Here is a 25,235-nt window from a genome sequence, read left to right as displayed (position 1 = left end):
TACGTTCGTCACGACGGGACCGCATGGCGCATCTACCCTGCCCGTATGCGGATATTCAGCGTGGCGAGACTCCTCGGATCGGTCGCGGCGGGAGCGGTGCTGCTGACTGGCTGCTCGACGAATGCGCTGGTCTGGGGGAGTGACGGCGCTCGAGTGATCGACACGACCGAGCAGCTCATCAGTGAGATGGGCACGGACGGCGGGTCGTCTCTGCTCTGCACGGATGCCGAGCTCGAGCTCGGTACGCAGGGGGACTGGCGGGGGCGGTCTGCCGGTGAGCCCGAGCGCTTCACAGGCGACTTCTGGGCAGAGCAGGTTCCCCTCGACCCACAGTGGAGCATCAACATCGAGGGGCTCCCCGTCGGAGCGGCCCCGGGGGGACCAGTTCCCAGAGGATGTGTTCTACCGCGAGACCGATGAAGGCCTGTGTGTCGTCGACGTCGTGTGGGCGACGCTGGAGTCGGTCGGCTGACGGGGCAGCCGATCGAATGTCGCAAGGCCTACTCACCCGATCCCGGGCGGCGCGGGGCTTCGTAGAATGGCCCGCGAGAACACGGCGAGGAGGATGGCCATGCGCCCGCTGACAGAGAAGGATGTCCTCGAGTCGTTCGTGAACGCGGACGACCGTGAGCTCGAGCTCGTCGAGCTTCCCCACGACTTCCCGCTCACCGAATGGGATCACCTCGACTTCCTCGCCTGGCGCGATCCGCACACCCACAGCCGCGGGTACATCGTGGCCGAGATCGACGGCGAGCCGACCGGCGTCGTGCTGCGGGCGGCCTCGACGACCTCGGGCGCACGACACGGCATCTGCAATATCTGCCGCACGATGCAGCCCGGCAACCAGGTGACCATGTTCACGGCGCGCAAGGCGGGCCGTGCGGGGCAGAAGGGCGACAGCGTCGGCACGTACATCTGCGCCGACCTCTCGTGCCACGAGAACGTGCGTCTCGCCCTGCCGCTCGCCCCGAACGAGTACCGCGCGAGCGTCGACATGAAGATCGACGGCACGGCGCGGCGCTCGCGGGCGTTCGTCGAGCGGGTTCTGGAGGAAGCGGCCTGACGTCCGCTGGCGCGCCTAGACTCGCCGCATGAGCACGCCCGTCCGCACGATCGGCCGCCTCCTCCTCGGCTCGGCGCTCGCGTTCGCGGGCGTCGCGCACCTCACCGTCGCGCGGGAGGAGTTCCGCGCACAGGTGCCCGACTTCGTGCCGCTCGACCCCGACACGACGGTCGTGGCCTCGGGCGTCGTCGAGGTCGGCCTCGGAGCCGCGCTGCTCTTCGCCCGCCGTCGACGCCGCCGGGTCGGCACGCTCGCGGCACTCTTCTTCGTCGCCGTCTTCCCGGGCAACATCGCGCAGTGGCGGCATCGCCGGAGCGCGTTCGGACTCGACACCGACGGCAAGCGCTTCGCGCGCCTCTTCTTCCAGCCGCTTCTCGTCGCCCTCGCGCTGTGGTCGACGCGGACGCCGCGCGTGCGCTGAGCAGGAGACGCGCGAGCGAGGCCGACGATGAGCGAGCGGATGGCCAGGGCGCCTGAGGCGCGCAGGGGCCGGCTGCCGGCGCGCAGGGTCGTCGCAGGAGTGGCGATCGCCGTCACGGCCGTCGCGCTCGCCGCATGCGGGCCCTCGTCGCCTCCGACCGGGGACGGACCGACGGCGCCGGCGAGCTCCGCACCGACCGCGCCATCGCCATCCGCGCCCTCGGGCTCCGGATCGCCGTCACGCGCGCCATCCGCGGAGCCCTCGCCGCAGCCATCCGCCCTCGTGCTCGATGAGCTGCGCACCGTCGCCGACGGACTCGACGCGCCCTGGTCGGTCGCGTTCCTGGGCGCGACGGCGCTCGTGAGCGAGCGCGACAGCGGGCGCATCCTCGAGCTCGACGGCGAGGGCGGCGTGCGCGAGGTCGGCGTCATCCCCGGGGTCCGCGCGGGAGGCGAGGGCGGTCTCCTCGGCATCGCGGTGCACGACGGGCTGCTGTACGCCTACTTCACCGCGGCGGGGGAGAACCGCATCGAGCGCTTTCCGCTCGACGGCGACCCGCTCGCCCTAGGGTCGGGCGAGACGGTGCTCGCGGGGATCCCCGCCGCAGGCAACCACAACGGCGGCCGCATCGCCTTCGGGCCCGACGGCATGCTCTATGCGACGGCGGGCGACGCGGGCGATCGGTCGAGCGCGCGCGACCCGGCAGCGCTGTCCGGCAAGATCCTCAGGATGACGCCCGATGGCGGCGTGCCGGCCGACAACCCGTACCCCGGATCGCTCGTCTACAGCCTCGGGCATCGGAACCCGCAGGGCATCGCGTGGGCGCAGGACGGCACGATGTACGCGAGCGAGTTCGGCCAGGACACGTGGGACGAGCTCAACGTCATCGAGCCGGGCGGAGACTACGGATGGCCCGACGTCGAGGGCGCGGCCGGGCGCGCGGGCCTGATCGACCCCGTGCAGCAGTGGGCGCCGGCCGACGCGAGCCCGAGCGGCATCGCGATCGCGGGCGACACCCTCTATATCGCCAACCTGCGGGGCGAGCGCCTGCGCGAGGTTCCGCTGGCCGACCCGGCGTCCTCGATCGAGCACCTCGTCGCCGAGGAGGGGCGCCTGCGCGACGTCGTGGTGACGCCCGACGGAGAGCTGTGGGTGCTGACGAACAACACCGACGGCCGCGGCGAGCCGCGCCCGGAGGACGACCGGATCCTCGGGTTCGCCCTGCGCTGATTCAGCCCGCGAGCGCTCCGCGGATCGCCACTGCAATCGCCGGCCGCGGGTCGCTCGTGTCGCCGCGGGCGATGCGGTGCAGGATCAGTCCCTCGCACACGCTCATCACGGCGGCCGCCGCTGTGTCGGGATCGCGTGCGCCCAGCCGGGCGACCGCGTCGGACACGACCGCGACATAGCGTTCGCGCGACGACGACAGCTTCGCGCTGAGCTCGGGGTCGTGCGACGCCTCGAGGAAGAGCGCGTGGCGGGCGATGGTGTGCGTTCGTCGGGGGCCCGTGATGAACTCGACCATTCCGCTGAGGGCATCGACGAAGGCGTCGGGGTCGGCGGGCAGGGGCTCGGCGGTGTCGAGCTCGGACGCGACGATGCCGTCGACGACTCCGGCGAGAAGCGCCTCCCGCGTGCGGGCGCCGGCGTGCCGGTGCTCCTCCTGCACGGCTTGCCCCAGCACTGGTGGGAGTACCGCCGTGTGATCCCCGAGTTGGCCGCCGATCATCGCGTGATCGCGGCCGATCTGAGGGGAGCGGGATGGTCGGACGCTCCTGATCACGGGTACGACGAGGCCCAGCAGACGGCGGACGTCCTCGCTCTGCTCGACGCGCTCGGCATCGAGCGTGTGCACCTCGTCGTGCACGACTACTCCGCGTTCCTCGGCTGGCGGCTCGCCTTCGACCATCCGGATCGGCTCGCGAGCCTCACCGCGCTCGGGAGCCCGCATCCGTGGAGCGGGATCACGCCGAGGATGGCGCTCCAGCTGTGGCGGGCCTGGTTCCAGCAGGTGATCATCTCGCCGTTCGGGCCCCGGCTGATCGCGGGCGGGCGGCAGCGGCTCGTGCGCTACATGATCGAGGGGTATGCGCCCGGCCTCGGCGGGTGCGACGTCGACGACCTCGAGTGCTTCCTCGCGCCGCTGCGCGACCCCGTCCGTGCACGGGCACTCGCGCGCACGTATCGCAGCCTCGTGCTCCCGGGGATGATGACGATGGCAGCGCTGGGAAGAGGGCGCCGTCTGACGGTGCCGACGCGCATCCTCCTCGGCGCTCGCGACCCGATCATGCGCGCCGCCCGCACCGACGATGTCGGAGGTCGCGCCGACGACCTCGTGGCCATCTGGGTCGAGGACGCCGCGCACTACATCGCGAGCGAGCGCCCCGACGCGGTCGTGGCGGCGGTGCGCGAGCTCACGCGCTGACGACCATCCCCATCCGCAGAAGGCGCCCGTCCCGGTGTCGCGGCCGCGACCATCCGGAACGGGCGCCTTCCGCCCTGACCTACAGCGTCGAGCTGTCGATGACGAAGCGGTACCGCACCTCACTCGAGAGCACGCGCTCGTACGCCTCGTTGATCTGCTCGGCCGGGATCAGCTCGATCTCGGGCGCGATGCCGTGCTCGGCGCAGAAGTCGAGCATCTCCTGGGTCTCCGCGATCGAGCCGATGCTCGATCCCGCGAACGAGCGGCGGCTGCCGAACAGCGTGAAGACGTGCAGAGCGAGAGGCTCGGGCGGTGCGCCGACGTTGACCATCGTGCCGTCGAGACGGAGCAGCGAGAGGTAGCGGTCGAGGTCGAGCGGCGCGCTGACGGTGTTGACGATGAGATCGAACCGGTTGCGCAGCTCGGCGAAGGTCGCGGGGTCGGCGGTCGCGAAGTGATCCGTGGCCCCGTAGCGCAGGGCGTCATCCTTCTTGTCGAGGGTGCGCGAGAGCACCGTCACCTCGGCGCCCATCGCGGCGGCGATCTTGACGGCCATGTGGCCGAGACCGCCCATGCCGACGACCGCGACGCGCTTGCCGGGGCCCGCATTCCAGTGGGCGAGCGGCGAGTAGGTCGTGATGCCCGCGCACAGCAGCGGCGCTGCCGCCTCGTACGGGATGGCCTCGGGCACCTTCAGGACGAAGTCCTCGTCGACGACAACGTGCGTCGAGTACCCGCCCTGCGTGATCGTGCCGTCGCGGTCGACCGACGCGTACGTCTGGGTGTTGCCGGCGAGGCAGTAGTTCTCCATGCCCGCCTGGCAGTTCTCGCACTCGCGGCACGAGTCGACCATGCAGCCGACCCCGACGCGGTCGCCGACGGCGTGCTTGACGACGTCGGGGCCGACCTCCACGACCTCGCCGACGATCTCGTGGCCGACGACCTGCGGGTAGGTGATCGGTCCCCAGTCACCGCGGACCGTGTGGATGTCGGAATGGCAGATGCCGGCGTAGCGGATGGCGATGAGGACGTCCTTCGGGCCGACATCCCGTCGTTCGATGGTGGTCGGGACGAGCGGCTCGGTCGCGGATGGCGCCGCGTAGGCGTTGACAGTGAGCATGCGATCTCCTGTGATGCGGTCTGTCGACGCCCGACGGGCGTCGATGGATTCCATCCTCGCGCGGGATCGGGGGCAGAGGGCGCGACGCGGGGTCCCGGTCCGCACCTTCCTCGCGGAAGCGCGCATGCCGCATCGAGCGCGCTCCCGGCCGAGGCAGAGGTGCCGTGCGTAGCCTGAGGGCGACACGCGGTCGGCGCGTGGGGGAGGAGGACGACATGCCCTCGGTCGTCGACGTGCTGATCGTCGTGCTGCTCCTCGGCGCGCTCCTGTCGGGACTGCGCGCGGGCTTCTTCGCCGCGCTCGGCGCCCTGTGCGGACTCGTCGCGGCGGGCGTCGCGGCTCCGTGGGTCCTGCCCCTCGTCGCGTCCGCCGTGCCGGATGAGGGATGGCGCGGGCTGGCTGTGATCGGAAGCGCGATCCTCCTGCTCGCGCTCGGCGCGAGCCTCGGGGCCGCGATCGGCGGGGTCATCCGGCGCGGTGCCGACAGGCTGCGCCTTCGCGCGCTCGAGCGGCTGCTCGGCGGCGCGCTCGGGCTCGTCGCCGGCACGCTCGCGGTGTCGCTCACCGGAGCGGGGATCGCGTCCGCCGGCATCCCCGTCGTGTCGTCGTCGGTCGCGTCCTCGTCGCTGCTGCGGACCATCGACGCGCTCACTCCGGCTCCGCTGTCCGAGGCCATGGCGCGCCTCCACTCGGCCGTGCTCGGCGAGACGGTGCTCCCGACGATCGACGGGCTGCTCGGCGGTCTGCCCGACGCCGCCGACCCCGGCACGGCCGACCTCGACGACCCCGCGCTCGCCGCGGCCGCTGGGTCGGTGGCGAGGGTGTCGGGGGTGGCCGCGGCGTGCAGCACGAGGCCCAGCGGCACCGGATTCGTCGTCGCGGAGGACCGCATCGTCACGAACGCGCACGTCGTCGCAGGCGTCGAGACGCCCATGGTCGAGCTGCCCGGCGAGCCGGCCCGTGACGGCCGGATCGTGTACTTCGATCCGATCGACGACCTCGCGGTGATCGCCGTCGACATCGAGGCCGCGCCGCTCGCGCTCGACGACAGCGTGCAGGCGGGTGACGCCGGGGCGGTGCAGGGATACCCGTACGGTGGGCCGTTCCGCACCGTCTCGGCCGGCATCGCGGCGAGCGGCCCCGCGCTCATCGAGGACATCTACGGCGAGAGCACGACAGAGCGGGCGATCTACGCGCTCGAGGCGGAGGTCGCCCCCGGCAACTCCGGCGGTCCGCTGCTCAGCGAGGACGGCACCGTCGCCGGGGTCGTCTTCGCCCGCGACGAGGCGCGTCCGGAGATCGGCTACGCGATGTCGAACGCCGAGCTGCAGCCCGTGCTCGACGCGCTTCCCGGAGCGACCGAGGCGGTGTCCACCGGGCGCTGCCTGGGCTGACTGGGAGAAACGGAGAAGGCCCCCGCTCTCGCGGGGGCCTTCTCCGTGGGTGGCAAGTGAGGGATTCGAACCCCCGAAGCATGACGCGGCTGATTTACAGTCAGCTCCCTTTGGCCGCTCGGGCAACTTGCCAGTGCGCGCCCGCCCGACTTTCACCAGACGACCGGATGCGCGAGTAACGATATTACCCCGTGAGACGGGCAAGGTGAAATCGCCGGATGGCAAGCGCCTCTCGGGCGCGTTGCTCACGGTTCGGCGACGGTCGGGGAGGGCGCCCGCCCGCCGTGGAATGATGACGACATCGGAGCGCCGGCTCCGCCGAAGGGGGACCAGATGTCTGCACCGTACCCGCCTCACGATCAGCCGCTGCAGGCTGTCGCGCCGGGCGATCGTCCGATGTCGAAGCTCATCAAGGGCGCCATCTGGATCGCGATCGGCGCGCTCATCGCGGCCGCCCTCATCTGCGTGGTGTGGGTGCTCGTCGGCGATCAGAACGGCATCATCGGCAAGGCGTTCCTCACGGTGCTCCTCCTGGCGGGCTTCGCCGGGGTCGTGCTGCTCGACGCGAACCTCGCGCCGCGGCGTCCGGATTGGTTCGCGCTCGCGAGCATGATCTCGTGGGTCGTCGTCCTGCTCGTGGGTGCCGTGAAGATCTGGCTCGACGTGGTGCCCCGCGGGTGGGAGTCTGACGACTACTTCGAGTACGGATACGGTGCGGAGGGGATCGAGCGGTTCTTCCACCTCGTCCTCGTGATCGGCGTGCTGCAGCTCGCGCTGCTGCACCAGCGCCTCTTCTGGCGAGCCCACGAGCGCCACGTGACGACGTTCACGCGGATCATCGCGATCGCGACGACGGTCTTCCTCGTCGTGCTCGTCGGAATGCTCGTCTTCTTCTTCACGTTCCCCGACAGCTTCGACTTCGGCGAACTGTACTGGCGGATCGTCGTGTCCCTCGCCATCCTCGCGGCCGTCGGCACGACGCTCCTGCCGCTGCTCAACGCCCTCTTCGCGCCGCGGAAGCCGCGCCCGATGGGTCCGGCCTCCGCGCAGGGGTACGCGCAGGTCCAGCCGCAGCCGTACGCGCAGCCGCAGGGCCATCCGCAGGCACAGGGCTACGCGCCTCCCGCGTGGCCGACGTACTACGACGGCGTGACGCCGCTTCCTGTGCTGCCCGACGGATCGCCCGACTGGAACGCGTACTACACCGGGTACCCGACCTATCCGCAGACTCCCGCCGCATCCGGCGAAGCCGAGGTGCCGCCGCGTCCGCCGCTCCCGCCCGTCCCGCCCGTGTCCTGACGGCCCCCGCTGAAGGCGGGAGCCGCCCGTTCACGGCACCGTCGCCATCCGGCCAGCGCGCGCGGATACCGTGGAGGGATGACTCTCGAACTCGACCTGCGCGACCTCGCCACCGACATCGCCCGCGAGGCGGGTGAGCTCGCGAAGCGCCGCCGCGACGAGGGCGTGGCCATCGCCGCGAGCAAGTCGACCCTCGCCGACATCGTCACCGAGTCCGACCGCGAGGTCGAGGCGCTCATCCGCTCCCGCCTCGCCGAGGCGTGTCCGGATGACGGGTTCCTGGGGGAGGAGTCGGGCGGCGGAGCCGGCGCGTCCGAGGTGACGTGGGTCGTCGACCCGATCGACGGGACCGTCAACTACGCGTTCGGGCAGCCGGCCTACGGCGTGAGCATCGCCGCGGTGACCGGGCCGGCCGACCCGCTCGGATGGCAGGTCATCGCGGGCGCGGTCGCGGCGCCCGCTCTGGGCGAGATGTTCTCCGCCGCGCGGGGGCACGGCGCGTTCGTGGGAGACCGGCGGCTCTCCGTGACGGCGGAGGCGCCCGCGGGCGCGCTCGTCGCGACGGGCTTCGGATACGACCCGGAGACGCATGCGAGCGCGCTCGACGAGCTGCGGCGCGTCATGCCCATCGCGCGCGACATCCGCCGTGTGGGGGCGGCCTCTCTGGACCTCGCCTACGTGGCGGCCGGGCGCCTGGACGCCTACTACGAGCGCGGCCTGAAGCCGTGGGACATGGCGGCGGGGTCGCTCCTCGTGACCGAGGCCGGCGGGCGTCTCGGGTGGTTCGAGACGGACGCCTGGGGGCGCCGGATGATGGTCGCCGCGAGTGCGGCCGTGTACGACCGGCTCGTCGAGGTGCTCGCCAGCTGACTGCGGGTCGGGCGTTCTCGTCGATTCGTGCACAGGGTGCTCGGTCGGTTAGATTCGTCCCCAACCTCCCGCCGTGGATGGCGCTCCCAGAGAACATCCGCTACGTTGGTTACCGGATCGTTACTTTCGCAGCCCGATCTTGCGGAGTGACCGATCGCCCCGATCACGTTTCTCGCTGTTCCCCCGCAGCGACCTACGGAAAGCACTCCTCCTTGCCGCTCGACACACCCATGGCTGAAGCTGCGCCCCAGCGCCGCTCGCGTCGCGACCTCCGCGCGACGTCCATGCCAGACCCGCAGGGTGCGACGACGCGTGCTGACGATGTGGAGACGACTCTTCCCGAGCCGCCGCTGACGCGTCGCCGGTTGCGTGAACTCGCCTCGGCCACCCCCGCCCCCGAGATCATCCACGACGGCGACGCCGACTTCGGCGAGGCCCTCAAGGTCGCCGAGCAGGTGGCGAGCTCCGCTCCCGCCACCGGCGCCATCCCCACGGCTGAGGACGACGAGTTCCTCGCTGCTGCGCGTGCCCTCCACTTCACGGGCGAGACGCCCGTCTCCGTCGCTCCCGCCGCCGAGGCTCCCGAGCCTGCGCCGGAGACTCCCGCGCAGGAGGCGCACGTCGCTCCGCGTCGTGGACTCGCCTTCCGTCGCGTCGCGACCGCTGCGGCGTCGATCGGCGCGATGGGCGTCATCGGCCTCCTCGCCGTCGGCATGACCACGCCGCTCGGCGCCCTCGCGCAGGGCGGCGCCGCCAATGCTGCGGCCACCGTCTCGATCGCGGCAGGCAGCGACGCGCAGGACCTCGAGGATGAGGAGATCCAGGCCTTCGTTGCCTCTTCCGAGGTGCAGAACGCCGATGTCACGCGTGCCCAGGGGTACTCGGCGGAGACCCTCCCGACCCTCGCGTCGGCGGATGGCATCAGCACGGCCGGCGCCTTCTTCACGAACGACGCCTCGGCCGACATCCAGTGGCCGTTCGCGGTCGGCACGAGCATGAGCTCGGGCTACGGGCCGCGCTGGGGCCGCATGCACGAGGGTGTCGACTTCACGCCGGGTGACGGCGCTCCCGTCCAGGCGATCGCCGACGGTGTCGTGCGCATCGCGACCGAGTCGGGCGGCGCGTACGGCGTGACCGTCTACATCGACCACGTCATCGACGGCCAGGTCGTCACGAGCCACTATGCGCACATGCAGTACGGCTCGCTGAAGGTGACGCAGGGCCAGCGCGTGGAGACCGGCGACGTCGTCGGCCTCACGGGCAACACCGGCCGCTCCTACGGCGCGCACATGCACTTCGAGATCATCATCAACGGGAAGACCACCGACCCGCTGCCGTGGCTCCAGGAGCATGCGAACACGCGCTACTCGAAGGAAGAGGAGGCCGCTGCGGAGGCCGCTCTCACGGATCTCCTCGGCTCGGAGATCACGTCGGAGTGACCGACGCGCGCGGCGGTCGTCGGTTCGAAGTCGCCGCGCGGAGATGGTATTCTCTTCTGGTTGCCTGCTGAAGGCAGCACGCCCCGATAGCTCAGTGGCAGAGCACTTCCATGGTAAGGAAGGGGTCGTCAGTTCAATCCTGACTCGGGGCTCGCAGCATCCACGGATGCATCGCGGCAGGGTAGCTCAGTTGGTGAGAGCGCACGACTCATAATCGTGAGGTCGCGGGTTCAAGCCCCGCTCCTGCTACAGATCAAGCCCCCGCTTCGGCGGGGGCTTCGTCGTGTCTGCCCGAGTCGGGTCGAATCTCCGGGAAGTCGGCACAGGGACTCGCGTGCGCTGCGCGCGGCGCTGCCATCTACTGGGGTAGAGTCCAGGTTGGCAACCCCACGGAGGACTGATGAGCACTGGCGCGCGCGCGACTCGCGACGACGTGGCTCGATTGGCGGGGGTCAGCACCGCCGTCGTCAGCTACGTCCTCAACGACGGGCCTCGTCCCGTCGCGCCGGACACCCGCAAGCGAGTGCTCAAGGCGATGAAGGAGCTCAATTACCGTCCGAACGCGTCGGCGCGAGCGCTGGCAACCCAGCGAACACGAGTGCTCGGTCTCATCGTCCCCGACCTCAGCAACCCGTTCTTCGCCGAGTTCGGCAGCATCGTGCAGAACGCGGCTTTCGCTCGCGGGTACGCGCTCCTCCTCGGCGAGACGAACTCGGACCCGGCGCGCGAGCGTTCACAGGTCTCGTCCATGCTGGAGCGCGAGGTCGATGGTCTGATGACGTTCGGCATTCAGGACGCCGAACTCGTCGACATGCTCAGCAGGACAGATATGGCGCTCGTATCGATGGACTGGCAGCTGAGCGCCGGGTCGGTGGCCACGGTCATGGTCGATGACTATCAGGCGTCGCGCGATGCCGTGGCGCATCTTGCCGAGCACGGGCACCGGGCGATCGCCTTCATCGGTGGCCCGGGAAACCTCCTGGTGTCGCAGGATCGCCGACGCGGGTGGAGGGACGAGATGCGCGCGCGCTTCGGCGATGAGCAGGTGGAGCATCTGGCCTATGAGGCGCCGCACACCCGTGAAGGAGGATACGAGGCGGCGCGAGCGATCTTCGCCTCCGCCGAGCCTCCGAGCGCCGTCTTCGTCGGCACAGATGCGCAAGCCATCGGAGTGCTGCACGCGTGCCACGAGAGCGGTGTCCACGTGCCTGAGGAACTCGCCATCGTCTCGTTCGATGGCACCAAGGAGTCGGCGTTCAGCTCGCCCCCGATGACGTCAATACAGCTGCCGATGGCGGAGATGGCGAAGCTGGCACTGGACAGGCTTCTCGCGCAGGGCGCGCGCGACGGCGATCTGCACGTGATCGTGGAGCACGAGCTCGTGCTTCGAGGATCTTGTGGAGAGCATCCGGCGAGTAGCTGAGGTGAACACTCTGAGAGGCTTGCGGTTCGATATCTACGCGGGTAGAGTCTACGCGCGTAGATATCGAAGCCCGACGCGGAGCTGCGAAGAACCGCCCATTTCGAAAGAGCGAAAATGCCCCGGAACACGTCCTTCACCCTCGACACCGATATCGGAACGGATGTCGACGACCTGCTCGCGATCGCGATGATCATCGGAAGCCCTGAGCTGGAGCTGGATGCCGTCAGCACGGTCTACGGCGACGTGCACCTTCGCGCCCAGATCGTCGCAGCGGTGTTCGCGACGATCGGCCGTCCCGCTCCGCCGATCGCCCTGGGGGAGCGCGAGGCGCGCTCAGGTCGGGAGGTCTGGTGGGCAGGGCACGAGGGTGAGACCATCGAGGGCCTCGCCGGGCACACGTTCGCAGCCGACCGTGACGGTGTCTCCGAGCTTGCAGCGGCGGAGACCGTCGTCGCGATCGGCCCGCTGACTGACGCGGCGGCTGCGGTCGAGATCGCCGGTCACGGCATCCGCCGCATCGTCATGATGGGCGGCGAATTCGCCGAGGGAATCGTCGAGCACAACATCCGCTGCGACGTCACCGCCGCCGACGAGGTCTTCCGCTCCGGGGTGCCCGTCCTCGCGGTCGGGCTCGAGCAGACCGAGCGGATCCGCCTGGCGCACGCCGAGCTCGACCGCATCGCCGAAGCCGGGCCGCTCGGTGCGATGATCGGCGCAGAGATGCGCCGCTTCTGGTCGTTCACCGAGCAGGACTACAACGTCCCGCACGACCCGATCGCCGTTCTCACGCTCGCGCGACCTGATCTGTTCGAGATCGCGCGCGGGGTGATCGAGGTGCAGACCGACGGTGAGGATGCAGGCCTGACCCGCTTCACGCCCTCCGCTGACGGCCCGCACGAGATCGTGATCGACATGGACGAGGAGGCCGTCGCCGCCGAGATCCTCGATCGCATCCTCCGCGCCGCGCAGTTGCGCCCCTGAACCATCCGTCGAGAACGACCCGAAACACCACTCAACGAGGAGAACACGCATGAACACCACAGCACTCCGCGCCGGGGCTTTCGCCACGGCGCTCGCCGTCGGCGCCGTCGGCCTCGCGGCCTGCGCCCCGTCCGGATCCGGCGGAGGCTCGAAGGGCGACGAGAAGGTGACGCTCACCTTCGCCAACGCCGACCCGGCTGAGACCTGGGACCTGGTGATCGAGGCGTTCGAGAAGACGCACCCGAATATCACCGTCAAGCAGCTCAACATCCCCTACGCGCAGTACACGAGCACCATCAACCAGCGCATGACCGGTGGCGGGGGTGACATCGACCTCATGGTCGTGGATGCCGGCGGTGCGGTGCTGGACTGGGCGAACCGCGGCTTCCTCGCAGACATCTCCGACCTCAAGGACGAAGCGGTCGACGCGGCCCTGAGCGAGGACATGGTCACCGCCCGCGAGGCTGACGGCAAGCTCTACGCGCTGGAGACTTGGACCACATCGCAGTTCCTGTACTACAACGTCGACATCCTGGCCGCGGCCGGGATCGAGCCGCCGGTCGGCGACCCGGCGCAGCCCTGGACGTACGAGGAACTCACCGCGGCCGCGCAGAAGATCAAGGACGCCGGCGCCGCGGAGTACCCGTTCCTGTTCGACCAGTGGGACTCCTACTACCAGTTGCAGATGGTCGGGGTCTCGGCGGGCGGCGGCGACGGCATCGACGCCGAGGGGAACGTCGACTTCTCCAACGAGGGGTGGCAGAAGGCACTGACCTGGTACCACGACCTGTTCGAGGACGGACTCTCACCGCGGGGCATCACGAACGACAAGAACGGTGCGCTCTTCCAGACAGGCAAGGCCGGCTTCATCATCTCGGGTCCCTGGGGCGTGAACGTCGCTCAAGCGGGGGACATCACGTACGGCGTCGCGCCCGCCCCGTATTTCGAGGGCGGTCAGGCCGCTACGTCCACGGATTCCTGGTCCGTGGCGATTTCCGCGAAGACCACGAAGATGGATGCCGCTCGGGAGTTCCTCGAGTACCTCACGATCGACCCGACGGGGAACGCGCAATCCGCCGAGGTAGCGGGTATCGCCCCGACGAACAAAGAGGCGTACGCGGCGTATGCCGAGACCATGAGCGCCCTCGGCGGAGACGCGACCGAGAACTTCGGCGCCATCATGCAGTACCAGCTCGAGAACAACGCCGTGCATCGTCCCGGAGTGGTCGGATACAGCGTCTTCGAGCCGCGCGCCAACCAGATGTTCTCCGACATCCGCAACGGATCGGACCCGGCCACGAGTGCAGCCCAGGCCGACGAGGACATCGAAGCGCAGATCGCTCGCCTCAAGTGACATGACGAAGACCACCACAGAACGCTCCGTGGCGACCGGGGCGCCGTCCCCGGTCGCCACGGGCGGCGACCTCCGGCCGCTCCGCCGCCGCAAAGCCAGGCGCCTCACTCTCATCGCGCTGGCGATGTTGGCCCCTGCTCTCATCGCGATGGTCACCATGCGCGTCGTACCGCTCATCAGCGCGGTCGGTCTCAGCTTCCAGCATGTCTCGCTGGCGACGGGCGAGACCACGTTCGACGGTTTCGCGAACTACATCTACCTGCTCGGCGACCCGAACTTCCATTCGGTCCTCGTCGTGACGCTCGTGTTCAACCTGGTTCTGAACCCCGTCATCGTCATCCTGTCCACAGCGCTCGCGCTCCTGCTCGTGCAGAACATCCCGCTCGTCGGGCTGTGGCGGTCGATGATCTTCGTGCCGGCGGCAGTGCCGGGGGCGGTCGTCGCCCTCATCTGGAGCACGGCGCTCCAGCCGGATGGTCTCGTGAACGGCCTGCTGGAGGGCGTCGGCCTCCCCGCTCAGCCCTTCCTCACCTCCGCCAACCAGGCGGCGTTCTCCATCGGCATCATGGTGACGTGGGGTGCGCTGGGGTACTGGATGATCTTCATCATCGCCGGCCTCAAGGACATCCCGGGCTCTCTCTACGAGGCCGCAGCGCTCGACGGTGCAGGGTGGTGGCGGCGACTCTTCTCCATCACACTTCCGCTGCTCAAACGGCCGATGGCGTTCGTGCTGATCGCCTGCACCGTCGGATCGTTCCTGCTCTTCGCGCCGGTGCAGATCCTGACCAGGGGAGGCCCGAACGGCTCCACGAACCTCATCATGTACGACATCTACAACCGGGCGTACCTGCTCGGCGACGTCGGCGTCGGGCAGGCCGAGGTCGTCGTGCTGATGCTCGTGCTCTCGGTGATCGTGCTGATCCAGTTCCGGCTGCTCAAGGAGGACCGCTCATGAGGCGCTCGCGCGGAGCGACCATCCTGCTCACGACGGCCGCGGGATTGGTCGCGCTCTCGGTCTTCCTCCCGCTCTGGTGGGTGTTCGCATCGTCGATGCGCCCGGGGAACAGCTATGTCGAGAACATGACGCCGCTGTCGTGGCTGGCGTTCATTCCGATCGGCGGTGACCTCACCAACTACTCGGCGCTCGGATCCGGTGCGTTCCTCCTCGGTCTCTTCAACAGCTTCCTGGTCGCCGGGCTGACCATCCTCGTCGGGCTCGCGATCGCCATTCCGGCCGCGTACGCGCTCGCCACGATGGAGTTCCGCGGCCGGGGCCTCATCTTCAGCTTCATCATCGTGGTCGCGATGATCCCGTTCGACGCGATCGCCATCCCGCTGTCGTCGCTGTTCCAGGGGTGGGGGCTCAGCGACTCCTACGCAGGGCTGGTGCTGCCTGCGCTGGCCAACGGCTTCGCCATCTTCGTGCTGCGGCAGTTCTTCATGGGTGTCCCTGGCGAGCTGATGGACGCTGCCGAGGTCGACGGGCTGGGCCGCTTCGGCACCCTTTGGCGCATCGTGCTGCCGCTGTCGAAGCCGGCGCTCATCGGTGCGGGCATGATGCTGTTCCTCTCGCAGTGGCAGGCCTACCTGTGGCCCCTGCTGATCGGCACGTCGCCCGAGCGGCAACTGGCACCGATCGTGCTTGCCAACCTCAGCACCGCGTTCACGGTGGACCTGGGGCAGATCCTCGCCGGGTCGTTCGTGCTGAGCCTCATCCCGATGATCCTGCTGCTCTTCTTCCAGAAGCAGTACACGGAGTCGCTCTCGACGACGGGGCTGAAGGGATGACGGGCCGCATCATCGTGGTCGGTTCACTCAACCTCGACACCACGCTGCGAGTGGACCGCCTTCCCGAGCCGGGTGAGACCGTGCATTCCGAGGCGGTCGTGCACGCACCCGGCGGCAAGGGAGCGAACCAGGCCGTCGCGGCTTCTCTCCTGGGTGGCCGGGTGGGGCTGATCGGTGCGGTCGGCGATGACGATGCCGGCCGGATGCTGACGGCGGCGGCCGTCGCGGCCGGCGTGGATGTCACAGGAGTGCGCCGGGTGCCGGTGCGCACAGGGCAGGCCACGATCATCGTCGACCGCGACGCAGAGAACGTGATCGTCGTCGATGGGGGTGCCAACGCGTGTGTCGACCCGGTGCGCGTGCGCGAGGACCTCGTGGCCGCCGATGTCGTCGTCACAGGCAACGAGGTGTCGGACGCGGTGGTGATCGCAGCCGCCGAGCGCGCGGCATCGGTGGGAGCCATCGTCGTGCACAACCCTTCGCCCTTCAGGCCGCTGCCGGAGCGGATGCCGTGTCCTCAGGTGCTGGTCGTGAACGAGCACGAGTTCGCGCTGTGCGGCGGGGTGCTCGAGCCTTCGACCAGGAGGCTGCCTCCCGCCTTCGATGAGGCGGCGGTGGTCGTCACGCGCGGAGCGCACGGTGCGCTGGTGTTCGAGGACGGTGTCGTGACAGAGATCCCCGCGATCCGCGTGGAGCCGGTGGACACCAGCGGCTGCGGCGACGCCTTCCTGGGCGCCGTGGTCGAGAGGATCGCAGCCGGCTGCTCGATCGTCGAGGCCGTGGAGAGCGCCGTGCTGGTCGGCGCCGTCGCCGCCACACGCGAGGGCACGCAGTCCTCATATCCGAGCGCGTCCGAGCTGCGGGTCTTCCGGGACTTCCGAAAGGGGTGAAGCCATGCCCGCTCCCGTCATCGTCGTCACAGACCTCTACCTCCCTCCGGAGGATCCGGGCGACAACTTCGATCTCGTGTTCCCGTTCGCCTCGGAGCGCGTCGATCTGCGCGCCGTGATCCTCGACGTGTCCATAGAGAAGCGCGAGTCCGTGAAGGAAGGGGTGCGCGGATATCCCGGGCCACGCGACCCTGGCATCATCCCGGTCGCGCAGCTCAACGCGCTCTTCGGCACGCGGGTGCCCTGCGGCATCTCGCCGTTCGCCCGCATGCGCGATCGTGACGACGAGATGCGCGATGTGCCCCTGTTTCAGCAGCAGGGGCCGGAGCTGCTCCTGGAGGTGCTGCGAACGTCCGCCGAGCCGGTGCACATCATGTCGTTCGGCTCGGCACGGCCGATCGCTGTCGCGCTCAATCGCGACCCCGAGTTGATGCAAGAGAAGGTCGCGGCCATCCATCTGTCGGCGGGATCGACGACGCTCGACTACCTCGAATGGAACGTCTATCTCGATCCGATCGCGATGCGGCGGGTCGTGGACTCCGGTCTCCCGCTGGCCCTCTACCCGTGCGCTTCCTCGGTCGACTGCTACACGCTCGACGCGCACAACACGGTGTGGTGGCTCGAGAGCCTCGCGTGGATCGAGCACATGCACCCCGGACTGCGTCGCTATCTCCTCTATGGGCTCGGCGGGGACTCGCGGATCGACTTCCTCCGTGCCCTCGACGAGGATCCGGCGCCGGAGGTGGCGCGCCGGGTTTACGAGCGAAGGCACGCCGTGTGGGAGACGGCCGCGTGGATGATCGTCTCCGGGTCGGAGCTGGTGCGGCGCGCCGACGGCACGCATCGGATCGTCGGCGCGGCTGAGATCGCGCGCGAAGACCTCGTCATTCCGAATGAGCTGGTCCCGGCGCGAGTGCGCTCGCACGAGACAGGTCTGTACACGTTCGAGCTCGATGCGACCGCGGATGATCGGGTCCGAGTGTTCCGGCGGGGTGACCCCGTGCAGTACGAGAAAGCCCTGCAGGAGGCGCTTCCGGCGCTCTATTGCGGCTTCGCTCCGCCGCAGTGGCAAGGCTCGACCACGGGGACGCTTCGTGAAACGGGGCATCGCACGTACGCAGGACCCCTGAACGGCTGACCGGGCGGGGCCCGGAGGAGAGGAGCGATGGTGCTCGGATCGATGAGGTTGAACCCGCGTGGGGTGGCGTCCCGCCGGACGCCGCCTCGCGAGAAGCGCGTGGCGAATCGGCCGAGGGCCATCAGCCGGCTCTCGGCGGGCGGTCTCCTCGCGCTCGTCTCGTTCATCTCGCCCGGCGCCGCCGACGCTGCCGGCCCCTGGTCGGTACCGACCCCGATCTACGCCGCGAGCTCGATCCAGTCTCCTGGCTACGCCTACGCGCCCTCCGGCATCGACGGTTCGACGGAGCGCTACTACGCCTGCCACAGTCGTGCATCGGGGGACATCCGCGACAGCGTCTTTCTCATCAAGCGCGTCGGCGACACGGTCACGTCGAGCACTCCGGTTCTGTCCTCCTCGAGCAGCGGCTGGGACTCCTTCCACATCTGCGACCCGAGCGTCGTCCGCGTGAACTCCACACTGAACGGGCAGAGCTACACATACGCGATGTTCTACCTCGGAAACGACCAGAACTGCTCCTGCCACAATCAGGTGGGGGTCGCCTTCTCGAACAGCCTCGACGGCCCATGGGTGAAGTACCCCGCTCCCTTGATCGGGTTTCGAGCCGACGCGGGCACCGCCGAATGGGGCGCAGGACAGCCGAGCGCCACCACGGTGAGCGTCGCCGGCGGCGTGGTCGCGCTGACATGGACTGAGGGGTATTCCGACGGAACCGTCGGATGGATGGCGCGTGTCGATCTCCTGACAGGGACGCCGACGGTCAGCGGAGCGCATGGCGTTCCGTCAGGAGGGCTCCGGGATGCCGACGGCAGAGCGGACTTCCTGAACAATTTCGACATCGCCTATTCCCCGGTGAGGGACCGCTTCTACATGGTGCGGGAGCGGCATCCGTACCCGTCTTCGAGTCCGTCCTACGTCTCGACGGCTGTCGAGGTGCTCAGCATCCCCGGTCCCGACATGTGGGCGGGGACGGGGACGTGGACCGTGGAAGGCGTGATCGGAAGCTCGATCTCGGGAACCGCCCGGACGCACAACCCGGGCTTCGTCCGAACGGAGTTCGGGACGCTCCCGGACGAGGCCCTGCTGAGCGTCCTCATCAGCACGAGCGATCCGGACCCGAATTCGCTGTGGTCGTACGCGATCGCGAGGACGACCGCGCCGCTGTGACGTCTGATCCATCGTCTCTGCGGGAAGATTCCGCTTCTCGCACCTGAAGAAGGGAAAGTGGCATGTCGCACACTCCGTCCATTCTCCGGCGAAGTCGCGCCTGGCTCGGCGCTGCCTGCGCTGCGCTGATCGTGGTGACCGGCTCGGTCTCCGCCGGTGCCGTCGACCACGGGCCGCAGATCGATTGGAATCCAGAGTCGGTGCAGGAGGTGTACGCACCAGCCGACGGCTTCTACTCGTACGCTCCGTCGGTTGTGCGTGAGGGAGACACCGATTGGATCTGGTCGTGCCACAATGACGAGTTCCGTGTCATCAAGGACCACATCTATGTGACCAAGATCGTCGACGGCACGGTCGTCGACTCCCGTTCGGTGCTGGAGGCCTCTCCGGCACCGGGCTGGGACAGCTTCCACGTCTGCGACCCGAGTGTCGTGGCCGGAAGCTTCAGGTACGAAGGGACCGCGTACCGGCTCGCGATGTTCTACCTGGGCAACGATCTGGACGCGAGCGCGCACAACCAGGTCGGTGTTGCATTCGCGAACGACCCCGAGGGCCCATGGGTGAAGCTCCCTCGCCCCGTCATCTCGTTCGAGCGGACAGACCAATGGGGGGTGGGTCAGCCGACCGCAGTCGTGATGCCAGGTGAGCCGAGCAAGGTCCTGCTCGGCTACACCCAGGGTGACTCCAGCACGCGCGCCTACGTGACCGAGGTCGACCTGCGCAACGCCGAAGACTTCTCCATCACCGAACCCGTCGAATTGCCGAACGCCGGCTTGACTGGCGCTGACGGATCGTCCGATTACCTGAACGGGTTCGACCTCGTCCTGGACAAGCGCAACAGCCGCTTCCTCACCGTGCGCGAGCAGCATCCGTACCCGGCGGACAACCCGTGGTGGATCGGTCCCTCCGTGCAGGTGGCGAGCCTCGGCTTGCACGATCTCCGGAGTGGGCGCGGAGCGTGGACGCCGGAAGGGAACATCAACGAGGAGCTCACCGGATTCACGCGGAACCACAACGCGGGATTCGTCCGGGATTGGCAAGGGCACCTGGTCACCAAGAACGACGTCGAAGTGGTGTTCACCAAGAGCTGCTCCAGCCTGCCCACGGTCGATGATCCGGATTGGAGTCAGGCGACGTGCGATTCGCTGTACTCCTACGATCTGTGGTCGGTAGACGGGAAGATCTCGAAGCGACCCTGACCGCCATCGCCAGCCTCTTGTCCCGGTGTCACCCCGTAGCGTCAGCGGATCGCGTTCACGCCGACGGCGGTCGCGATCGCTCTCGCGGCAGCGTGCGCCGCGGCGGGCGCGCACGGCTGATCCCCGCGCACCGCAACCAGGATGTGACGCGAATCACCATGTCTCGCTTCGCGCGGGAATGGCGGGCGGATGGCCGCGGCGAGTGAGACATGCGAGGCCCAACGGCAGCGCCCCGGGACGCGGGTCGTTCCCGGGGCGCTGCCTGCGCCGCGCGCGGATGGCGTCAGGCGCGATCGGATGGCGTCAGCCGCGGCTCCAGCGCTGGGTCGCGCTCGTCGCGTCGCAGGTCTCGAGCGCGAGCGACCACTCCGTCTCCGAGGTCGCGACGCACAGCGTCGGATCGGCAGGGCTCGCGATGGTGCCGTCGGCTCGGAACTCCCAGAGCTCTGTCGCCTCGCCGGAGCAGTCCTCGATCGACAGCCGGCTTCCGACGGCGAGCGAGCCCGCCACATCGACGCACATGTCGCCGTAGACCGTGACCTCGCCCTCGGGCGTCGCGTTGAACGACTGGTTCGCACCGCCGTTGCAGTTCCACAGGCCCAGCATCGTCCCGGGTGTGGACGAGGCGCCGGGCACGTCGATGCAGACGCCGTGCTGCTCGCTCACGATCGGCTCGCCGGGAGGGGCGGGCGGGAGGTCGTTGAGCTGCTCGTCCTTCAGCAGGCCCCAGCCCCACTGGAGCTGGGCGAGCCCGGACTCGTTCGTCACCTCGAGGTCGCCGTCGCCGACGAGCTCGGTGAGCGTGTACGAGTCGTTCGTGCGCAGGCCCGGCCAGTAGACGACGCCCATTCCCTGGTCGCGGGTCACCTCCGTGAGCGCGCCGAGGTACGACGTGGACACGTCGCCCGTGTGGTTGCCGTAGTTCAGCCCCGTCGTCATCGGCGAGCCGGCCTCGCTCACGAGCGTGCGCCATCCGTACTCGCCGATCCGCGGCAGCAGGTTCTGCTTCCACTCCTCCTCGGTCGTGTGATCCGCCCAGAAGCCGTAGAAGTGCAGCGAAAGGAGCGTGCCCTCGAGCTCCTCGGCCGCGCCGACGCCGGTGACGTCGTCGTTGTAGCCCGTTCCCGAGACGATCACGCGCGAGCGCGGAACGTCGTCGTGCGCCTCCAGCCAGTCGACGTTCAGATCGACCCACTCGTCGAGCGAGTAGCCGAACGGCTCGTTCATCACCTCGAAGTACACGTGCGGGTTGCGCTCGTACGCGTCGACGACCGTGTCCCACATCTCATCGAACGCAGCCGGGTCGTCGGCTCGGCCATCCTTCGCGTTGTCGGCCTCCCAGTAGCTGAGAATGACGTCGAAGCCGTGGCGGGTGGCCGCGTCGATCGCGCCGCGGTACGAGTCCCACCACTCCGTTCCGACGCTGGACGGGTTGATCGGCAGGCGCACGGTGTTCGCGCGCAGCTCGTGTCGGAACTCCGACACGATGTCCGACGCCTTCTCATACGTGGTCCGGTAGTCGTCCGCGGTACTGAGACCGGATGGCACGACCTCGTCGTCCGCGTAGTTGTCGCGAGGGTCGGCCCAGTTGACGCCGCGGAACTCGCTCGTCCCCTTGGGTCCGCTCGTCGGGGCGGCGGTCGCGCTGGCGGCGACGCCTCCGGTCAGCAGCAGGCCGGCCGCTACCGCGATCCCGAGTGCTCTCTTCATCGATCAGTACTCCATTCCGGCGCAGCGTCGCGCCATGGGTGACAGCGGATGGCGCGCCATGGTTGCGCAAACATCCGCCGCCGACAGCGTAGCCGACGATCGCGGATCTGTCGCGGCCGCGGCGGGTTCCGGGGCGAGTGTGCCGGTTGGCGCCGACGGGGCAGGCAGGGGCGCGGCTTTCGGCGCAGGATCGACACCCGGCGCGGGCGGCAGCGCCTCGGCGCCGGGCGCGACGCTCGGTGCGGAGTGCGCCGGGGCAGAAGGGCACTCGGTGCGGAAGTGCGCCGTGGGCAGAACGGCACCCGGGCAGAAGGTCACCCACGTCGTCGAGACCCAGGTCCACCACGCGGCGCAGAGCAGGATGGCGCCCTCGAGCGCGCCTCGTCTCAGTCGCCGCGCGAGCCGAGGCGCTCGATGAGCCGCAGCGCGAGCGTGATGAGCCCCGCGAGTCCGACGAGCGCGAGCACGGCGCCGACCAGGCGCGGCGGACCGCCCGCTGTGACGACGAGCGCGATGCCGACCGCGAGCAGGACGAGCGAGAGCGCGGCCAGGCGCGTGGTCGACATCCGCCTCAGCATCCCGCCACCCTAGCGTCAGCGCGCCGCGAGCAGCGCGACCCAGATCTCGGCACGCGCCGCGAACGACTGGAGGTCGCGCTCGAGCAGCCGCTCGGCGAGGCGGATGCGGGTGCGCACGGTGTGACGGTGCACGCCGAGCGCCCGGGCGGCGTCGTCGTAGCGCGCATCGTGCAGGAGCCAGATCCGCAGCGTGTCGAGGATGGCGGTGCCGTGCACATCGTCATGTCGCACGATGGGGGACAGGACCGTGCGCGCCACGTTCGCGGCCTCGGGGGAGAGGGTGCTCAGCACTCCGGCGGATGCGACATCGGCGAAGCGCGTGACGCCCTCGCCTCGGTCGCGCGCGATGCGCGCCTCGTCGAGCGACGCCGCGAAGGACGCGAGGGGCCCCGGCTCCGACACGCCGACCGCGACGTCGAAGCGCTCGGCGAGCTCGTCGAGCGCGAGCGGGGCATCCGCCGTGTGGACGAGAGCGATGCCGCCCTCGGGGTCGCTCCCGAAGAAGAAGCTCCCCTGCTCGCGGCCCGCGCGCAGCTCGAGGAACGCGGCGAGGGAATCCGGTGCCTCGTCGGTGACCGCGACGACAACAGGGTCGGTCGGCAGTCCGCCCCACGCGGCATCGCCGATCTCCCCCGCGAGCGCGGTGTCGCCGGTGAGGAGCGCCCGCACGACGCCCGCGCGGAGCGTGCCGCGGGCACGCGCGAGGGCCTCGTTCTGCTCGAGCGCGAACCCCGTCATCGCGACGACCGCCGTGACGACGCTGCGAGCCTCCTCGTCGAGCGCCTCGGCCCCGATGACGAGCACGCCTCGCAGTGTGCCGCCCGGTCCGAGCGTCTGGAGCGTGAACGAGCGGCCGCCGACGCGGATCACCGCGGCAGCGCTCGCCCCGCGCGCGAGCATCGTCTCGCACTCCTGCTGCACACGCGCGGCCAGCGCGGTCTCGAGCGGCGCCGAGGCGCGCACGGGGGCCGCCGCGGAGTCGAACAGTCCCACCCATGCGCCCAGCTGCCGCGAGAGCTCGGAGATCGCCGAGCCGAGGCCATCCCGCCGCAGCGCGGCGAGGGCGACCGCCCGCTGCGCCGACAGCGCCCAGGTGCGCCGAGCGTACGCTCCCGCGGCGATCGCCTCGGCGACCGCGCGCGCGACCGCGATGAACGGCGTGCGGTAGGGCACCTCGAACAGCGGCACGCCGTGCTCCTCGCACGCGGCCGAGAGCGCTTCGGGGATGCCGGTGCGGGCGACCTCGGTGCCGAACCCGAGTGCGACGACGCCTCGATGCGCGAGCCGGCGGACGTACTCCTCGTACTGCGCGGCGTCGTCGCCGGAGAACTGCGTCCCGGTCGTGAGGAGCACCATCTCCTCCGCGAGGAAGGGCGTCGGGTCCGCTAGATCCGAGCTGTGCACCCAGCGGATGGGCTGCTCGAGCGCTCCGTGCGACGCGGACGCGAGGCGCAGGGCGAGGTCGCCGCGCGAGAGCAGGGCGCGGAGCGTGGGGGCGGATGGTGCGGGCTGAGACATCGTGTACAGAGCGTATAGCGAATGCATCGATTCTGTACCGCACGGCGAATGCAGCGACTTCGGGCCCGGTCGTACGCTCGCGGCATGACCACCTCTACCCTCGCCACCGCTGTGGGCGGCCCGGCCCTGCCTCAGGAGCGCCGCCTCGTCACCTCGATCCCCGGCCCGCGCTCGCAGGAGCTGCTCGCGCGCAAGGCCGATGCGGTCGCCGCGGGCGTCGGCCACACCGCGCCCATCTCGGCCGTCGCGGCCGGCGGCGGCGTCGTCGTCGACGCCGACGGCAACTCGCTCATCGATCTCGGCTCCGGCATCGCCGTGACGACGGTGGGCAACGCGCACCCCAAGGTCGTCGAGGCCGTGCAGGCCCAGGTCGCCGCCTTCACGCACACCTGCTTCATGGTCTCGCCGTACGAGTCGTACGTCGCCGTCGCCGAGGCGCTCAATCGCCTCACCCCGGGCGACCACGCGAAGAAGTCCGCGCTGTTCAACTCCGGCGCCGAGGCCGTCGAGAACGCGGTCAAGATCGCGCGCAAGCACACGGGGCGCCAGGCCGTCGTCGCGTTCGACCACGGCTACCACGGCCGCACGAACCTCACGATGGCGCTCACCGCGAAGTCGATGCCCTACAAGAGCGGCTTCGGCCCGTTCGCGCCCGAGGTGTACCGCGCCCCGCTGTCCTACCCGTACCGCGACGGCCTGTCCGGCGCCGAGGCGGCGAAGCGCGCGATCTCGCAGATCGAGAAGCAGATCGGCTCCGACAACCTCGCCGCCGTCATCATCGAGCCCATCCAGGGCGAGGGCGGCTTCATCGTCCCGGCCGACGGGTTCCTCCCCGCGATCGTCGACTGGTGCCGCTCGAACGGCGTCGTCTTCATCGCCGACGAGGTGCAGACCGGCTTCGGCCGCACGGGCGCGATGTTCGCGAGCGAGCACTTCGGCATCGTCCCCGACCTCATCACGACCGCCAAGGGCATCGCGGCCGGCCTGCCGCTGGCCGCCGTCACGGGACGCGCCGAGATCATGGACGCCTCGCACGCGGGCGGGCTCGGGGGCACCTACGGCGGCAACCCCATCGCGTGCGCGGCCGCGCTCGCGGCGATCGACGTGTTCGAGAACGACGACCTCATCTCCCGTGCGCGGGAGATCGGCGACCTCATCAAGGGCCGCTTCACCGAGCTGCAGGCGGGCGACGCGCGCATCGGCGACGTCCGCGGCCTGGGCGCGATGATCGCGGTCGAGTTCGTGAACGCCGAGACGGGCGAGCCCGACGCGGCGCTCACCGCCGCGGTGGCGAAGGCGGCGATCGCGCAGGGCGTCATCGTCCTGACCTGCGGAACCTACGGCAACGTCATCCGCTTCCTGCCCCCGCTCTCGATCGAGGACGCGCTGCTCGCCGAGGGCCTCGGCGTCGTCGCCGACGCGCTGGCCGCGGCCTGACGGACGACCGGAAGAAGGAGA

Annotated in this window: 23 protein-coding genes and 3 tRNA genes; 20 read left to right on the top strand and 6 right to left on the bottom strand. The window is 69.8% G+C overall.

Translation table 11 applies throughout. The features are described from left to right. The first annotated feature begins 571 nt into the window (after window positions 1-571). Genes M1D56_RS13165 through M1D56_RS13155 form a run of 3 tightly spaced genes read left to right on the top strand, consistent with a single transcriptional unit; the run spans window position 572 to window position 2,714 of the window. Window positions 572-1,063, top strand: coding sequence for an FBP domain-containing protein (locus M1D56_RS13165; protein WP_271173680.1), 492 nt, complete (start codon window positions 572-574; stop codon window positions 1,061-1,063). A gap of 28 nt (window positions 1,064-1,091) precedes the next feature. Next, entirely contained in the window at window positions 1,092-1,484 is a 393-nt protein-coding gene (locus M1D56_RS13160; protein ID WP_456283805.1) for a DoxX family protein, read from the top strand. Between the two features lie 39 nt (window positions 1,485-1,523). Continuing rightward, window positions 1,524-2,714: a PQQ-dependent sugar dehydrogenase gene (locus M1D56_RS13155; RefSeq protein WP_456283804.1), complete on the top strand. Its 1,191-nt coding sequence runs from the start codon at window positions 1,524-1,526 to the stop codon at window positions 2,712-2,714. Between the two features lies 1 nt (window position 2,715). Here the strand turns inward: M1D56_RS13155 and M1D56_RS13150 are convergent, their stop codons facing one another. Then, complete coding sequence (locus M1D56_RS13150; protein ID WP_456283803.1) at window positions 2,716-3,153, bottom strand: TetR family transcriptional regulator C-terminal domain-containing protein; 438 nt, start codon at window positions 3,151-3,153, stop codon at window positions 2,716-2,718. Here M1D56_RS13150 and M1D56_RS13145 point away from each other — a divergent pair. Beyond that, window positions 3,133-3,909, top strand: a complete 777-nt coding sequence (locus M1D56_RS13145; protein WP_456283802.1) for an alpha/beta fold hydrolase — start codon at window positions 3,133-3,135, stop codon at window positions 3,907-3,909. The two genes, M1D56_RS13150 and M1D56_RS13145, sit on opposite strands and share 21 nt — an antisense overlap. 79 nt (window positions 3,910-3,988) lie before the next feature. Here the strand turns inward: M1D56_RS13145 and M1D56_RS13140 are convergent, their stop codons facing one another. Then, window positions 3,989-5,029: an NAD(P)-dependent alcohol dehydrogenase gene (locus M1D56_RS13140; protein WP_456283801.1), complete on the bottom strand. Its 1,041-nt coding sequence runs from the start codon at window positions 5,027-5,029 to the stop codon at window positions 3,989-3,991. A 215-nt stretch (window positions 5,030-5,244) separates the two neighbouring features. Between M1D56_RS13140 and M1D56_RS13135 the strand changes: the two genes are divergently transcribed. Continuing rightward, window positions 5,245-6,423, top strand: a complete 1,179-nt coding sequence (locus M1D56_RS13135) for a MarP family serine protease (protein ID WP_456283800.1) — start codon at window positions 5,245-5,247, stop codon at window positions 6,421-6,423. Window positions 6,424-6,473: 50 nt separating this feature from the next. On the opposite strand, the gene M1D56_RS13130 is transcribed toward M1D56_RS13135, so the two are convergent. Then, window positions 6,474-6,555: transfer RNA gene (locus M1D56_RS13130), tRNA-Tyr, on the bottom strand. A 201-nt stretch (window positions 6,556-6,756) separates the two neighbouring features. Between M1D56_RS13130 and M1D56_RS13125 the strand changes: the two genes are divergently transcribed. The 14 genes from M1D56_RS13125 (at window position 6,757) to M1D56_RS13060 (ending at window position 19,971) form a co-directional block, all read left to right on the top strand. Beyond that, entirely contained in the window at window positions 6,757-7,722 is a 966-nt protein-coding gene (locus M1D56_RS13125) for a hypothetical protein (protein ID WP_282979501.1), read from the top strand. Between the two features lie 78 nt (window positions 7,723-7,800). After that, window positions 7,801-8,592 (top strand): inositol monophosphatase family protein, encoded by a 792-nt coding sequence (locus M1D56_RS13120; RefSeq protein WP_456283799.1) that lies wholly within the window; start codon window positions 7,801-7,803, stop codon window positions 8,590-8,592. Window positions 8,593-8,957: 365 nt separating this feature from the next. Beyond that, window positions 8,958-10,031 (top strand): M23 family metallopeptidase, encoded by a 1,074-nt coding sequence (locus M1D56_RS13115; protein WP_456283798.1) that lies wholly within the window; start codon window positions 8,958-8,960, stop codon window positions 10,029-10,031. Window positions 10,032-10,111: 80 nt separating this feature from the next. Further along, window positions 10,112-10,183, top strand: a tRNA-Thr gene (locus tag M1D56_RS13110). Between the two features lie 23 nt (window positions 10,184-10,206). Continuing rightward, a tRNA-Met gene (locus M1D56_RS13105) sits at window positions 10,207-10,280 on the top strand. A 151-nt stretch (window positions 10,281-10,431) separates the two neighbouring features. Beyond that, entirely contained in the window at window positions 10,432-11,454 is a 1,023-nt protein-coding gene (locus tag M1D56_RS13100; protein ID WP_456283797.1) for a LacI family DNA-binding transcriptional regulator, read from the top strand. Between the two features lie 114 nt (window positions 11,455-11,568). Beyond that, the gene (locus M1D56_RS13095; protein WP_456283796.1) at window positions 11,569-12,435 is read left to right on the top strand and encodes a nucleoside hydrolase; all 867 of its coding nucleotides are present in this window, start codon (window positions 11,569-11,571) and stop codon (window positions 12,433-12,435) included. Window positions 12,436-12,484: 49 nt separating this feature from the next. Beyond that, window positions 12,485-13,789 (top strand): ABC transporter substrate-binding protein, encoded by a 1,305-nt coding sequence (locus tag M1D56_RS13090; RefSeq protein ID WP_456283795.1) that lies wholly within the window; start codon window positions 12,485-12,487, stop codon window positions 13,787-13,789. Window position 13,790: 1 nt separating this feature from the next. After that, on the top strand, window positions 13,791-14,744 hold the full coding sequence (locus tag M1D56_RS13085; RefSeq protein WP_456283794.1) for a carbohydrate ABC transporter permease: 954 nt from the start codon (window positions 13,791-13,793) through the stop codon (window positions 14,742-14,744). Further along, window positions 14,741-15,577 carry a carbohydrate ABC transporter permease gene (locus tag M1D56_RS13080; RefSeq protein WP_456283793.1) on the top strand — a complete coding sequence of 279 codons (837 nt, stop codon included), beginning with the start codon at window positions 14,741-14,743 and terminating at the stop codon, window positions 15,575-15,577. The genes M1D56_RS13085 and M1D56_RS13080 overlap by 4 nt, the downstream gene beginning before the upstream one ends. Beyond that, window positions 15,574-16,467, top strand: coding sequence for a ribokinase (locus M1D56_RS13075; RefSeq protein ID WP_456283792.1), 894 nt, complete (start codon window positions 15,574-15,576; stop codon window positions 16,465-16,467). Before M1D56_RS13080 ends, M1D56_RS13075 begins: the two co-directional genes overlap by 4 nt. Before the next feature lie 115 nt (window positions 16,468-16,582). Further along, window positions 16,583-17,605 (top strand): nucleoside hydrolase, encoded by a 1,023-nt coding sequence (locus M1D56_RS13070; protein ID WP_456283791.1) that lies wholly within the window; start codon window positions 16,583-16,585, stop codon window positions 17,603-17,605. 99 nt (window positions 17,606-17,704) lie between these two features. After that, window positions 17,705-18,772, top strand: coding sequence for a hypothetical protein (locus M1D56_RS13065; RefSeq protein WP_456283790.1), 1,068 nt, complete (start codon window positions 17,705-17,707; stop codon window positions 18,770-18,772). A 62-nt stretch (window positions 18,773-18,834) separates the two neighbouring features. Further along, on the top strand, window positions 18,835-19,971 hold the full coding sequence (locus M1D56_RS13060) for a hypothetical protein (protein WP_456283789.1): 1,137 nt from the start codon (window positions 18,835-18,837) through the stop codon (window positions 19,969-19,971). Between the two features lie 303 nt (window positions 19,972-20,274). Here M1D56_RS13060 and M1D56_RS13055 read toward each other — a convergent pair whose 3' ends face one another. The 3 genes from M1D56_RS13055 to M1D56_RS13045 form a co-directional block, all read right to left on the bottom strand. Beyond that, window positions 20,275-21,681 carry a ricin-type beta-trefoil lectin domain protein gene (locus tag M1D56_RS13055; protein ID WP_456283788.1) on the bottom strand — a complete coding sequence of 469 codons (1,407 nt, stop codon included), beginning with the start codon at window positions 21,679-21,681 and terminating at the stop codon, window positions 20,275-20,277. Window positions 21,682-22,067: 386 nt separating this feature from the next. After that, window positions 22,068-22,247, bottom strand: coding sequence for a hypothetical protein (locus M1D56_RS13050; RefSeq protein ID WP_456283787.1), 180 nt, complete (start codon window positions 22,245-22,247; stop codon window positions 22,068-22,070). Window positions 22,248-22,274: 27 nt separating this feature from the next. Beyond that, the gene (locus tag M1D56_RS13045; protein ID WP_456283786.1) at window positions 22,275-23,777 is read right to left on the bottom strand and encodes a PucR family transcriptional regulator; all 1,503 of its coding nucleotides are present in this window, start codon (window positions 23,775-23,777) and stop codon (window positions 22,275-22,277) included. An 84-nt stretch (window positions 23,778-23,861) separates the two neighbouring features. On the opposite strand from M1D56_RS13045, the gene gabT reads away from it, so the two are divergent. Beyond that, window positions 23,862-25,214 carry a 4-aminobutyrate--2-oxoglutarate transaminase gene (gene gabT / locus M1D56_RS13040; RefSeq protein WP_456283785.1) on the top strand — a complete coding sequence of 451 codons (1,353 nt, stop codon included), beginning with the start codon at window positions 23,862-23,864 and terminating at the stop codon, window positions 25,212-25,214. Window positions 25,215-25,235 lie beyond the last annotated feature (21 nt).

This window comes from Microbacterium sp. JZ101 (genome assembly GCF_053903175.1).
The sequence above is the reverse complement of the archived record's forward strand: the minus strand, read 5'-3'. Positions and strand labels throughout refer to the sequence as shown.

Bases quoted from the DNA above. Each gene is read 5' to 3' on its own strand.
- M1D56_RS13165 (WP_271173680.1), top strand. From the start codon at position 572: ATGCGCCCGCTGACAGAGAAGGATGTCCTCGAGTCGTTCGTGAACGCG.
- M1D56_RS13160 (WP_456283805.1), top strand. From the start codon at position 1,092: ATGAGCACGCCCGTCCGCACGATCGGCCGCCTCCTCCTCGGCTCGGCG.
- M1D56_RS13155 (WP_456283804.1), top strand. From the start codon at position 1,524: ATGGCCAGGGCGCCTGAGGCGCGCAGGGGCCGGCTGCCGGCGCGCAGG.
- M1D56_RS13140 (WP_456283801.1), bottom strand. From the start codon at position 5,029: ATGCTCACTGTCAACGCCTACGCGGCGCCATCCGCGACCGAGCCGCTC.
- M1D56_RS13135 (WP_456283800.1), top strand. From the start codon at position 5,245: ATGCCCTCGGTCGTCGACGTGCTGATCGTCGTGCTGCTCCTCGGCGCG.
- M1D56_RS13125 (WP_282979501.1), top strand. From the start codon at position 6,757: ATGTCTGCACCGTACCCGCCTCACGATCAGCCGCTGCAGGCTGTCGCG.
- M1D56_RS13120 (WP_456283799.1), top strand. From the start codon at position 7,801: ATGACTCTCGAACTCGACCTGCGCGACCTCGCCACCGACATCGCCCGC.
- M1D56_RS13100 (WP_456283797.1), top strand. From the start codon at position 10,432: ATGAGCACTGGCGCGCGCGCGACTCGCGACGACGTGGCTCGATTGGCG.
- M1D56_RS13095 (WP_456283796.1), top strand. From the start codon at position 11,569: ATGCCCCGGAACACGTCCTTCACCCTCGACACCGATATCGGAACGGAT.
- M1D56_RS13090 (WP_456283795.1), top strand. From the start codon at position 12,485: ATGAACACCACAGCACTCCGCGCCGGGGCTTTCGCCACGGCGCTCGCC.
- M1D56_RS13085 (WP_456283794.1), top strand. From the start codon at position 13,791: ATGACGAAGACCACCACAGAACGCTCCGTGGCGACCGGGGCGCCGTCC.
- M1D56_RS13080 (WP_456283793.1), top strand. From the start codon at position 14,741: ATGAGGCGCTCGCGCGGAGCGACCATCCTGCTCACGACGGCCGCGGGA.
- M1D56_RS13075 (WP_456283792.1), top strand. From the start codon at position 15,574: ATGACGGGCCGCATCATCGTGGTCGGTTCACTCAACCTCGACACCACG.
- M1D56_RS13060 (WP_456283789.1), top strand. From the start codon at position 18,835: ATGTCGCACACTCCGTCCATTCTCCGGCGAAGTCGCGCCTGGCTCGGC.
- M1D56_RS13055 (WP_456283788.1), bottom strand. From the start codon at position 21,681: ATGAAGAGAGCACTCGGGATCGCGGTAGCGGCCGGCCTGCTGCTGACC.
- M1D56_RS13050 (WP_456283787.1), bottom strand. From the start codon at position 22,247: ATGTCGACCACGCGCCTGGCCGCGCTCTCGCTCGTCCTGCTCGCGGTC.
- M1D56_RS13045 (WP_456283786.1), bottom strand. From the start codon at position 23,777: ATGTCTCAGCCCGCACCATCCGCCCCCACGCTCCGCGCCCTGCTCTCG.
- gabT (WP_456283785.1), top strand. From the start codon at position 23,862: ATGACCACCTCTACCCTCGCCACCGCTGTGGGCGGCCCGGCCCTGCCT.